11 protein-coding genes are annotated in these 11,874 nt (G+C 55.8%); 6 read left to right on the forward strand and 5 right to left on the reverse strand.

Translation table 11 applies throughout. The features are described from left to right. Nucleotides 1-50 precede the first annotated feature (50 nt). The 3 genes from CLV87_RS06725 to dctP form a co-directional block, all read right to left on the reverse strand. Nucleotides 51-1,355: a TRAP transporter large permease gene (locus CLV87_RS06725; protein WP_099242556.1), complete on the reverse strand. Its 1,305-nt coding sequence runs from the start codon at nt 1,353-1,355 to the stop codon at nt 51-53. Continuing rightward, nucleotides 1,355-1,882: a TRAP transporter small permease gene (locus tag CLV87_RS06730; protein ID WP_166652684.1), complete on the reverse strand. Its 528-nt coding sequence runs from the start codon at nt 1,880-1,882 to the stop codon at nt 1,355-1,357. Before CLV87_RS06730 ends, CLV87_RS06725 begins: the two co-directional genes overlap by 1 nt. An 86-nt stretch (nt 1,883-1,968) precedes the next feature. Continuing rightward, nucleotides 1,969-2,976 (reverse strand): TRAP transporter substrate-binding protein DctP, encoded by a 1,008-nt coding sequence (gene dctP, locus CLV87_RS06735; RefSeq protein WP_218012912.1) that lies wholly within the window; start codon nt 2,974-2,976, stop codon nt 1,969-1,971. A gap of 389 nt (nt 2,977-3,365) precedes the next feature. Here dctP and CLV87_RS06740 point away from each other — a divergent pair, with 389 nt between their 5' ends. Next, nucleotides 3,366-4,265 carry a LysR substrate-binding domain-containing protein gene (locus CLV87_RS06740; protein WP_099242552.1) on the forward strand — a complete coding sequence of 300 codons (900 nt, stop codon included), beginning with the start codon at nt 3,366-3,368 and terminating at the stop codon, nt 4,263-4,265. 49 nt (nt 4,266-4,314) lie between these two features. Here the strand turns inward: CLV87_RS06740 and CLV87_RS06745 are convergent, their stop codons facing one another. Further along, complete coding sequence (locus tag CLV87_RS06745; protein ID WP_099242550.1) at nt 4,315-5,199, reverse strand: LysR family transcriptional regulator; 885 nt, start codon at nt 5,197-5,199, stop codon at nt 4,315-4,317. A 110-nt stretch (nt 5,200-5,309) separates the two neighbouring features. Here CLV87_RS06745 and glyA point away from each other — a divergent pair, with 110 nt between their 5' ends. The 4 genes from glyA (at nt 5,310) to CLV87_RS06765 (ending at nt 9,542) form a co-directional block, all read left to right on the forward strand. Next, complete coding sequence (gene glyA, locus CLV87_RS06750; RefSeq protein WP_099244663.1) at nt 5,310-6,575, forward strand: serine hydroxymethyltransferase; 1,266 nt, start codon at nt 5,310-5,312, stop codon at nt 6,573-6,575. Between the two features lie 275 nt (nt 6,576-6,850). Then, nucleotides 6,851-7,888, forward strand: coding sequence for a helix-turn-helix domain-containing protein (locus tag CLV87_RS06755; protein ID WP_176556009.1), 1,038 nt, complete (start codon nt 6,851-6,853; stop codon nt 7,886-7,888). 25 nt (nt 7,889-7,913) lie between these two features. Then, nucleotides 7,914-8,258 (forward strand): RidA family protein, encoded by a 345-nt coding sequence (locus tag CLV87_RS06760; RefSeq protein WP_099242546.1) that lies wholly within the window; start codon nt 7,914-7,916, stop codon nt 8,256-8,258. Between the two features lie 30 nt (nt 8,259-8,288). Beyond that, nucleotides 8,289-9,542: a D-amino acid dehydrogenase gene (locus CLV87_RS06765; protein ID WP_099242544.1), complete on the forward strand. Its 1,254-nt coding sequence runs from the start codon at nt 8,289-8,291 to the stop codon at nt 9,540-9,542. An 83-nt stretch (nt 9,543-9,625) separates the two neighbouring features. Here the strand turns inward: CLV87_RS06765 and CLV87_RS06770 are convergent, their stop codons facing one another. After that, complete coding sequence (locus CLV87_RS06770; protein WP_099242542.1) at nt 9,626-10,699, reverse strand: tartrate dehydrogenase; 1,074 nt, start codon at nt 10,697-10,699, stop codon at nt 9,626-9,628. 168 nt (nt 10,700-10,867) lie between these two features. Here CLV87_RS06770 and CLV87_RS06775 point away from each other — a divergent pair, with 168 nt between their 5' ends. Further along, entirely contained in the window at nt 10,868-11,782 is a 915-nt protein-coding gene (locus tag CLV87_RS06775; protein ID WP_099244661.1) for a LysR family transcriptional regulator, read from the forward strand. Nucleotides 11,783-11,874 lie beyond the last annotated feature (92 nt).

Raw genomic sequence — 11,874 nt, forward strand, 5'->3', positions numbered from 1 at the left:
CGTTTATGGGATCACGAGACCCGGCGACAGCCGCCGCCGGGCCATCAATCCTATTGAACTCCCATCAACACGCGCGGCAGATACAGCGCGATGTCGGGAATGTAGGTGACCAGAAGAACAACGGGCAGATGACCGATCAGCATGAACTTCAGGGTGGGTTTGATGTATTGATCGATTGTCTGCCCGCCGATTGCGCCGGACATAAACAAGAGCGGCGCACAGGGTGGAGTGACGTTCCCAAGGCCCAGATTCGTCCCAACAATGGCTGCGAAATGGATCGGGTGAATGCCAATCTCATTGGTGACCGGAAGCAGAACAATCGCGGCCAGGACTGCGCCGGCGGTGTCATCCACAAGCATGCCCAGCATCAGCAACAGCGCATTGATCATCAGCAGGATGACAATCTTGTTGTCAGACAGCGACAGCATGAACTCCGCGATGTCACGCGGGATGTTTTCCTGAACCATGGCGCGGCTCATGATGAACAAAAAGAACAGCATCATCATGATAGCGCCGGTGTTGCGCGCGCCTTCGACAAACGCATCGGTTGTCGTGCGCATGTTCAGGCCTTTGTAGATCAGGAACCCGACAGGAAGCGTGTAAATCAGCGCGACGGCTGCCGCTTCGGTCGGGGTGAAAATCCCGCCATAGATACCACCCAGCATGATGCCCGGCATAAGCAATGCCCAGAACGCCCCCTTGGTCGCCCGACCAATTTTGCCCAGACGTTCCGGAAAAGTCACCTTAGGCTCAACCTCGAGATCCTTGAAACCACGGGCCTGAAAGATGTTCATGACCACATAGATCGCCATGATCAACACGCCCGGAATGATCGTCGAAAGAAAGCAAGCCGCAACTGACAGGCCGCTGGTGATGGCAAACAGGATCATGGCAACGCTGGGTGGGATCAGGATCGCCAGAACCGACGAACAGGCCACCAGCGAAATGGCATAAGACCTGGGATACCCAGCCTCGACCATGCGTGGGATCATCATCGACCCGATGGCGGCAATGGCGGATGATCCGCTACCCGCAATGGCACCAAACAGGGCGCAGGTGACAATCGTCACTGCCCCTAGCCCGCCTTTGATCGAGCCCACAAAGGAGTTCACAAAACGGACAAGCTGGTCAGAAATGCCGCTTGCCCCCATCAGCGAGCCAGCGATCACAAAGAGTGGCAGTGCCAAAAGAGCAAAGCTGCTTTCCTGTTGATAGGCATAGGGAATGAGGAATTCGATATCCCGACCCGTCAGGATAACAATGATGAAAGATGCCAGACCAAAGACAAAGGCGACGGGCACTTCCAACATCAAGAGAACGACAATAACGACAAGCGCGACAGAGACGGCAAGCATCAGATTTCTCCCTGAGCGGTGTTGCTGAAATTGCGAATGATCTTGAAATCACGGATGGATTGGAAAATCAGGAACAGCGTCATCACGCCAAAGCCGAACACCATGCTGGCGACCCACAGGGCGCGCGGCCACTGAAGATAGGTGCTCTTGCGTCCCTTATCGAAAGTGAACCAGCCGTATTTGGTCGCGTACCACAGAGCCACCACAGTGACGCCAAGGCAGATCAGCGTGGTCATCAAACGCACGTAATTGCGGCTTTTCTTCTGCTTCACCACGAGGTGAAGAGCGCCTCCGCAGATATGCGACCGCGTGCCGGTCACATAGCCCGCGCTGACAAAATACAGCCAAATGCCAAGCAAAATTGCGGCTTCTTCGATGGCCAGGAATGGGTTGGACAACCCGTAGCGCATGACCACTGTGACAAACATCAAAACGGCGAGCGCAATCGCGAACAGGATCATGGATGATTTTAGAACGAGCACCAAAGCTCGTTCGAGACCGGTGGCCTCTGATGTTTCAAGTGTCACGGACACTTCCCCCCAAATGTTAATTATTTTCATCCGGCCCAAAAGCGATTGCCCGGCACGAGGCCGGGCAATCAGTTGGGAAGGGTTTATTCAACGCCCGCAGCAGCCTTCAGAGCGGCAGTCGTTTCAGGGCCTACGATTTTCTCGAGGAACGGCCATTCCTGCTCGTAGACGATCTTTTTCACAGCGGCGAGTTGCTCGTCGTTGAACTCAACTACGTTGATGCCCGCGCCACGAATGTCTTCGAGGGTTTTGTCGCTGATGGTCTTGGCTTCATCCCACGCCCAGCTGACAGCTGTATCAACTGCCGTCTGCATTTTGGCGCGGTCTTCGTCCGACAGATCATCCCACCAGCTTTTGTTCACCAGCCAATAGGCGTGCTCAAAGTAGTCCTTGCTGTAAACATAGGTTTCCAGCACGTCACGCATCTGCCAGATTTCTGGTGGTGGGCCAAAGGTACGACCATCGACGGTGCCAAGCTGCAGTGCGGTGTAAAGCTCGGCGAACGGCATTGGAACCGGGCTGAAGCCCAGCAATTCGTAGCGCTTGATCGCGATTTCCAGGCCCGGCACACGAACCTTGATCCCGTTGCCTTCGGCAGGCAGGTCAAGCGGTACAGCGCCAACACCTTTGCGGATGGCGTAGCCGCCAAAGTCAACCGGCAGAACGCCGACCAGCTTCATGTCCAGGTCCGAGAGGATCTCGTCATAAACCGGGATCATTGCACCGTTGGGGCCATACATCTTGCGGGCCTGTTCCCAGCTATCAACGATGTAGCCGGCGGCAAAGATGTTCAGACGCGGATCAAATTCCGTGGCTGCAAAGGTCATGGTCATGGGAACCGCGCCTTGCATCGCCTGCTCAAACAGCGAAGTCCAGTCGCCCAGGTCACCGCCCGGGTGGTATTCCACCTCAAAACCTTCGCCCAGCGCTTCCATGAACTTTTCGGACGTTGGGTGGAAGATGTGTTCCGGCGGCATGGCATGCGCCAGGGTAAAACGCTCGTCAGCTTGGGCGGTGCCTGTTGCTGCCAGCATGGTTCCAGTAGCGAGCACGGCCGATGCGGCGATGCTCGAGAGGGTCTTAAAGATCAATTGAAATCCTCCCAGATTGAGATCTTTCACCCCAAATTCGTTAGGTCGGGGTGCGTCAGTGGCCCGTTTTTCGAACCATTCAGGAGGCGGAAACAACGAAATGTTTTTTGGTCTGGGCCAAATTTAACTATGGCGCAACATGTGGTTCCCCTCATCTCTTCGCGCCTCAGGGCATCTGTTTTATATAAAATTCAATAAAGTAAACGCGTGTTGCAACAGTCACTCTAAGCAGATGTTAGCGCCGCATCACTTGTACAACACGCGCATTAGCCAAAAAATTTCTATGCCTCTTTTTTGTTGAGTGAATCAACTAGGAATGCGAAGGCATGGGCCAGCCGCCCTCAAAAAGCGGGCTCTCACACGACCCCAGCAGCAAGAGAACCTAAGGCATGTCTAACGCATCCCCCCCGTTATACTCACTGACCGCCTTCGAAGCTGCAGGGCGTTTGAACAGCTTCAAAAAGGCGGGGGCCGAGCTGAACTTGACACCAGCTGCGGTGGCTCACCAGGTCAAGAATCTGGAGCAAAGCTTGAACGTCGAGCTATTCAAGCGCCATGCGCGCGGGGTCGAATTGAATCAAGCCGGGCAGGACTACCTGCAAATCGTCCAGCGGTTTCTGACGGATTTCAAACTGCGCACCCAGGTATTCAAATCGCAATATGACGAACAACCTATTCGGATCGGCGCACTTCATGTGGTGTCCGAAAGGATCGTGCTGCCTCTTGTGCAAGATTTCATTCACGCCTTCCCGGATGTCAGGGCCGAGCTGGTGGCGGATCTGGTAGGGCCAAACTTTCTGGCCAACGATCTGGATATCATGATTTGGCACGGGACGAAGCCACCGGAGAACTATGCCTGTGTCCAGCTTATGTCGGAAATGCTGACACCTGTTTGCGCACCCGGATTGCTGGCCAAATTTCCCGATGGCTTGACCCTGGATGATCTGCAAAACGTTCCCGCCCTATACGACCTGTATTGGCAAGATGATTGGGAAGACTGGCTGACTTACGTCAATGGGCCGGAGCTGACAAACTCCCTTGGCTTTTCGCTCTACTCTGCGCTGATTCAAAGCGCGCTGAACGGCAATGGTATCGCCATTGGCCATACCGGCCTGCTCCGAAACGAGCTTGCTTCGGGCCAATTGGTGAAGCCCTTCAAAGAGGAAGTCCCAGCCCCCAAAAGCTATTATGTTGTCACCTCGGACAACAAGCTGATGAAACGAAATGTGCGCACGTTCTGGGATTGGATCGGCAAGACCATCGGCCAAAGACACGGGTCCGTGCTCTGAGGCCTAGCGCAGCGAAACGGGCGCGGAGTGCCAGGCCCCTATCCCGTGGTCAATTCTCTTCTAGCAAAACCGATTTCACTTTCTCATAAACCGGTGACTTGCAAAAAGCTGGCGTAAATTTTGCCACCAGTTTTCGGGGCAGCGTCAAAGAGCCGGAAAAAGGTCGAACAAGAACGCCCGTTTTGAGAAAATCCTGCACAAGCAGTTCGTGCGCCATCAAAACCCCACCCCCGTGACGGGCCTCCTCCAAGGCGACCGAAAACAGCGAGTGCACTGTGCCCGACTTGGGCATGGACTGCGGATTTCCCTGGCTTTTCAGCCATTTCTCCCAGTCATCGCGCCACGATCCGTCATGTAGCAAAGTCTCGGATTTCAGGTCACTTACATCCTGCAACCGCTCGGCCACCGCAGGGGAACACACCGGAAAAATCACGTCATCAGAAACGGTAAGATCAAAGTCACCCGGCGCTTCCTCGGAATAGAACAGCGCCAGATCAAAGGGTTCGCGGGCCAGATTGGGGGCCACCTCCAAGGCTACGACCGAAACAGTGGCCTCGGTCGCCAGAAGCCTCAGTTTTCCTAAACGCGGTGCCAGCCAAAGCTGCGCAATCGAGGGGAGCGCGGCAATCCTGATCCGCTCAGGCTGCGCCTTGTTTCGCAGGTTGTGAACGGCTGCACCCAACTGGTCAAAGGCGTAAGAAAACTGTGGTAACAGCTCTTCGGCCAGAGGCGTCAGAGTGACCCCGCGTGCATTGCGAACAAACAAGGGCGTTCCGGCCCAGGCCTCAAGCGTTTTTACATGTTGCGTGACCGCGCCAGCCGTCACCGAAAGCTCATCCGCTGCCGCTGCAAAACTCTTCAATCTGGCGGCAGCTTCAAAGGCGCGAAGGGAATTCAGATGCGGCCCTTTGGGCCTTTGGGGAGAAAGCGACATGTGATTTAGGCTTAGTTTTTCTGCGCGTACTTTTTAGCAATACTCATTTGTCTCACCTGCGACAAGTGCAGATCATTGAGCAAAGCCTGATTCCACCGGAGGACCCTAAAATGTCAGCGCATTTCTCTGATACTGTTGCGACAGTCGATCCGCTTGTCGCCGAAGCACTCGTCAACGAGCGCCAGCGCCAAGAAGATCAGATCGAACTGATCGCATCCGAAAACATCGTGAGCCGCGCCGTGCTGGATGCGCTGGGTCACGCGATGACCAACAAGACGCTCGAAGGCTATCCGGGCAACCGCTTCCATGGCGGTGGCCAATATGTCGATGTGGTCGAACAGGCCGCCATTGATCGCGCCAAAGAGCTGTTTGGCTGCGAATATGCCAACGTGCAGCCCCATTCGGGCAGCCAGGCGAATCTTGGCGTGTTCTTCCTGCTGCTCAAGCCAGGTGACAAGGTTCTGTCGTTGGACCTGGCCGCCGGTGGCCACCTGAGCCACGGTCTCAAGGCGAACCTGTCCGGCCGTTGGTTCGAGCCGCACCATTACGGCGTCGACGCGACCACCGAAGTCATCGACTATGATGAGCTGGAAAAACTGGCCGAAGAAGTAAAGCCTAAGCTGTTGATCACCGGTGGCTCTGCCTATCCGCGCGAGATAGATTTTGAGCGCATGGGTCAGATCGCCAAAAAGGTTGGTGCCTATTTCCACGTCGATATGGCGCATATCGCCGGTCTGGTTGCTGCGGGCGTCCACCCCTCGCCATTCCCACACGCGGATATCGTCACCTGCACCACCACCAAAACCCTGCGCGGCCCACGCGGTGGCCTGATCCTGACCAATAACGAGGAATGGTTCAAAAAACTGCAATCCGCCGTTTTCCCGGGTGTTCAGGGCTCGATCCACAGCCAGGTTCTGGCAGGCAAAGCCGTATGTCTGGCCGAAGCGCTGACCGACGAATTCAAAGCCTATGGCGCGCAAGTCAAAGCCAACGCAGCCAAACTGGCGGACACTCTGCAAACCCGCGGCATCCGCATCGTTTCCGGTGGCACCGACACGCATATCGTTCTGCTCGACCTCAGCCCCAAGGGCATCACCGGCAAACGCGCTGAAACAGTGCTGGAAAAGGCCAACATCACCGCCAACAAAAACGCCATCCCGAATGACAGCCCACGCCCACCTGAATGGGTTGGCCTGCGCCTTGGTGTGAGCGCGGCAACGACCCGTGGCATGAAGGAAGATGAGTTTGTCCAGTTGGGCGAAATGATCGCCGACCTGATTGAGGCGGAAGCGGCCGAAGACACAGATGCAACCATTGAGCGCTGCAAAGCGCAGGTTGCGAAACTCTGCGCAGCGTTCCCGACCTACGCTGCTTAACAGCTCCTCCGTTGGTCTCTTGTAGACCACTACAAGCCTCCATCGCCCATTATGGGCGGTGGAGCACTTTTATAGGGCCCTTAGACAACACGGCACGATCCGCCTTTGGAACCACGTACCAAAGACAGGGCATTGCCACCGTGACCAGCGGGTCTCCAAATCTAAGAAAGCCGGTCTGAAAGGGCGTTCCTTAACACCAATTCGAAACAGTCGGTCGGTGCCGACAGGCGACAATGACAGGCGTGACCAGCGCAGTTCGAAGGGAAGGTTTCAACATGCATCACCAGCCACATATCAAAGCGGACCGAGCTTCGAACATCCGTCCTTTCAAGACCACGTCAAAACATGTCGCAATTGTCGTTCAGGATGCGGGATCAGCCTATGCTGTCACGGCCTGCGAAGAGCTGTTCGCACTGGCAAACCGCTTTTCAACCGACGTCCAATACAATGTCGATATCGTTGAGGATTTCGCACAGGCCTTTGAGACCGGCGCGGAATTTTCTGACCGAACTGTCATTCTGTTCGGTTCGGTCGAAACGCCGTGGCTGATAAATGCCCAGGATGCGCGCAAGTTGCGGACGCATTTGCCCTGCGTCCAGCGTGTCGGTTTTGTCGGCAGCGCCGTGTTGGCCGCCGCCGATATCCCGCCATATCGGTCCCATAAATACTGCGTGCATATGGAATTTTCGCAGGCTGCGAATGAGCTACAGTTACACTCCGATGATACACGCGCCACAAGCCTGCGCGATCGAAACGTCTATTCCGCAACGGGCAAACTGGCGGCGGCCCATATGGTCATCGAGATGATCACCGTTGATTGCGGCGAGTACCTGGCCGAGCAGGTGCAATCCTGCGTTGGCCTGGCGGCAGCTCATGCCAACACACGCACGGACACCGAAAACCACTACATCCGCCTTGCCCATGGAGATCAGACCGTTTCGCGAGCCATCGCCATCATGAAGGATCACATCGAGGACCCGTTGCGCATCGAAGACTTTTACAAGCTGCTCCCCGTGTCCTCACGTCAATTGCAACGCAGCTTTATGAAGTACTTCAACGAAACGCCTCTGACTGTTTACCGCAACATTCGTTTGGAACGGGCCAATCAGCTGCTGAAGTTTACCGATCTTCCGATCCGCGAAGTGGCCATTGCCACGGGCTTCTCTTGTGGTTCATTGTTTTCCAAACAGTTCCAACGGCGCTATTTCCTACACCCAATTCGGTGCCGTGAACTCCGCTATGCCCGCCCTGCGGCGGCCAATGAACCCGCGGAAAATGCACAGGATTGCAAAAGAACCCTATCGGCCCTTTAGGCCGCACACAGAAATGAGAAAGACAATGATCGAACGTTTTGAAACCGGCACCCGCATGAGCAAAGTCGTCAAGCATAATGGCGTATTGTACCTGTGTGGTCAGGTCGGTGCCGGCGACACGGTGGCAGAGCAAACCAAAGATTGCCTGTCGCGAGTCGAAGCCTTGCTCGACAATCACGGCTCGTCGCGCGAACACATCCTTCAAGCGATTGTTTGGCTGGCCGACATGGCCGATTTCGCCGAGATGAACGAAGTTTGGGACGCATGGGTTCCCGAAGGCAAGGCCCCGTCCCGCGCCTGTGGCGAGGCCAAGCTGGCGCGCGAACAGCTTCGAGTTGAAATCATCGTAACTGCTGCCGAAGCAAACTGACCCTAGCGACCACGCAAGAAAGCCAAATCAATGAAAGTCATCATTCTGGGTGCCGGTGTCATCGGTGTTACGACAGCCTACTACCTTGCCAAGCAAGGGGCTGAGGTTGTCGTGATTGACCGCCAACGCGAGGCAGGGCTGGAAACCAGCTTTGCCAATGCCGGCGAACTTTCTTACGGAATGTCCTCTCCCTGGGCCGCGCCCGGCATTCCAAAGAAAGCCCTGAAATGGATGTTGATGCGGTATCGCCCGCTCACGATCTGGCCATTGCTCAGCACGACCATGTGGTCCTGGGGCCTGCAAATGCTCCGGAATTGCAACGAAGCCTCCTATCGGATCAACAAAAGCCGCATGGTCCGTATTTCCGGCTATAGCCGCGAAGCACTGACCGATTTGATGGCCGAGGTTCCAATCCAGTTCGACCAGCGCGAACTGGGTACGCTCCAGCTGTTTCGCAGCGAAAAGCAGGTCATCAGTTCAAAAGTCGATCAGGAAATCCTCGAAGAATTCGGTTCGCCCTTTCGGGTTCTGGATCGCGAGGGGTGCATCGACGCTGAACCCGGATTAAAGCATGTGTCCGAAAAATTCGTCGGCGGGCTGCAACTGACCTCAGACCGCACTGGCGATTGCCGCAAGTTCACCACAGCCCTGGCAAGCGAAGCTGAAAAGCTCGGCGTTCAGTTCCGTTATAACGAAACCATCAAGGGACTGCGGCATGAGGCGTCGGGCATTTCGGCCGTTATGACAGAGAATGGCGAGGTTGAGGGAGACAAGTTTGTCTGCTGCCTTGGTCCATTCTCTGCGGTTTTGCTAAGAAAACTTGGCATTCGCCTGCCGATCTATCCGGTCAAAGGATACTCGATCACACTGCCGGTTATGGACGGCGATGCGGCCCCTCAATCCACGATCATGGATGAAAGCTTTAAGGTTGCCCTCACCCGCCTGGGGGATCGCATCCGGGTGGCCGGTCAGGCTGAAATCATTGGGTATAACAAGTCTTTGGGGAAACACGCCACCGACGCTGTTCGGCATGTCGTAAACGACCTTTTCCCGAAGGGCGGCGATCAATCCAAGATCGAAGGCTGGACAGGGCTTCGCCCGATGACCCCGGATGGAACGCCAATTCTGGGTCGGACAAAGTTTAACAACCTGTTTTTGAACACCGGCCATGGCACACTTGGTTGGACCATGGCCTGCGGGTCAGGCCGCGCCGTTGCCGATCTGGTGGCCGAAAAAGAGCCCGACATTTCATTCGACGGTCTCGAAGCCAGCCGCTACGCCTGAGTTAAAAAGTTAGGAGGCGACGATGCCGTCGCCTTCCCCATCTAGGCCAAAATGTATCGCTGCCGCCCAAGCGTGGAAAGAGCTTAAATATTTTCGCCCCGTATCGCCTGGCACACAGCTTCGGTCACATCTTTGGTTGTGGCAGTGCCGCCCACATCCGGCGTCAACACTCCGTCAGAGCACACTTTATCAACTGCGCGCATGAGCCGCTTGGCCGCATCCATTTCCCCAAGATGTTCCAGCATCTGGCTGGCCGTCCAGAAGGTCGCGACCGGGTTGGCGATGCCCTTGCCGGTAATATCAAACGCCGAGCCGTGGATGGGCTCGAACATCGACGGGTTCCGCCGCTCTGGATCGATGTTTCCAGTGGGCGCGACACCCAACGAACCGGCAAGAGCCCCAGCCAAGTCCGACAGGATATCGGCATGCAGATTCGTGGCAACGATCGTATCCAAAGAGGCCGGATCTTTGACCATGCGCACGGTCATCGCATCGACCAGCATCTTGTCCCAGGTCACATCCGGGAAATCCTTGGCGACTTCAGCTGCGATTTCATCCCACATGACCATCCCATGCCGTTGAGCGTTGGATTTGGTCACGACTGTCAGGAACTTGCGTGGACGTGATTGCGCCAGCTTAAACGCATAGCGCATAATCCGCTCGACACCGACCCGAGTGAAAATCGAAACTTCGGTTGCGACTTCTTCGGCTTGGCCACGATGCGCACGACCGCCAACACCAGAATACTCCCCTTCGGAGTTTTCCCGCACGATAACCCAATCCAGATCGTCGGGCCCGACCCCCGCAAGCGGAGAGGTAATGCCCGGCAGTATGCGTGTTGGACGGACATTGGCGTATTGGTCAAAGCCCTGACAGATCGGCAGGCGAAGCCCCCAAAGCGTTACATGGTCAGGCACGTCGGGTGCCCCAACAGCCCCAAAGAAAATCGCATCAAAATTCTTGAGCTGCTCTTTGCCATCCTCCGGCATCAGCGCACCAGTGCGTTTATAGCGCTCAGACCCCCAGTCAAATTCGGTTACGTCCAATTCAAACCCGCCATCCCGACGCGCCAAAGCTTCAAGAGCCTGAAGACCCGCTGCAATAACTTCAGGGCCGATACCGTCGGCGGGAATGGCTGCGATCTTGTAGGTTTTCATGTCCGTCTTGCCTTAGATGGGGTTGTGGCATTCCACGCCTTGGGCACGTTTCGGTTGGCGTGCATCCGGACGTTTCCGCGTCTTTGTCCAAGGACGCTATCGGGAAGTTCTGGCCAAGCCAACTTCTTGTTGATTATATACGGATCAGCAATAATTTTGGTGTTCGCCTTGGATATTAATCAACTCAAATGCTTTATCGCTGCGGCGGAAACCCTGCATTTTGGCCGTGCGGCACAGTCCTTGGATATGCTGCCTGCCTCGCTGGGCCGGCATATCAAACAGCTAGAGGACAACCTTGATGTGCGCTTGTTTCAACGCACCACCCGTTCAGTCGCTCTGACGGAAATCGGCACGTCCTTGCTTGAGGATGCCCGCGCCCTGGTCACGCAGACCGAAGCGTTTGAAAGCCGCGTGCGGGACATGCGCGGGTCGGAAAATCGGGTTTTGCGAGTGGGGGCCATCGACAGTGCGGCAGCCGGTCTCGTGCCGCAATTCCTTGCCATTCTGCGGGAAGAAGCGCCTGAGATAGCCGTTCAAATTATCGAGCAGAAGACCATTCGTCTTCTGCCCCGATTGCTAAGCGGCGGTTTGGATATTGCCTTTTGTCGCCCACCAGACCAACGCGACCCCAGGATTCAGTTCAGGACCTTGTTCTTTGAAACGGCTGTTGTCGCTTTGCGCCACGATCACCCTTTGGCTGACAGCTCTCTGATTTCTATTGCGGATTTGGCTGAGGAACCACTGATCGTCCCCGACCGCAGGTCCCGCCCCCACAGTCACGACCTGACGATTAAACTGTTTCTCGACGCTGGGTTAACCGCTCGGGTGGCCCAGGTCGCTGACGAAAAACAAACCATTGTCAATTTGGTAGCTGAGGGAACCGGGCTGGCCATTGTGCCGCGTTGGACCGCGCGGTTTCAGGTGTCCGGTGTTCGCTTTGTTCCGCTGGATCTACCCGTTGGCGCAACACGATCTAAGCTGATCCTTGCGGCGGCCTGGACTCGTGGCACCCGCGATCCTGTTCGAGATGCGTTTCTCGATCTGCTTGACCGCCATCTAGAGACACTTGAGGCGACCGCCTGATTTTATATCATTTGTGAATATAATCTTGCTCCCGTTGGGAAACACCTTTGGCATGGTCATTCTCTGGCCAGAGGGACCACACCGCATCTGCG

This window comes from Pelagimonas phthalicica (assembly GCF_004364805.1).
In the GTDB taxonomy this organism is placed as follows: domain Bacteria; phylum Pseudomonadota; class Alphaproteobacteria; order Rhodobacterales; family Rhodobacteraceae; genus Pelagimonas; species Pelagimonas phthalicica.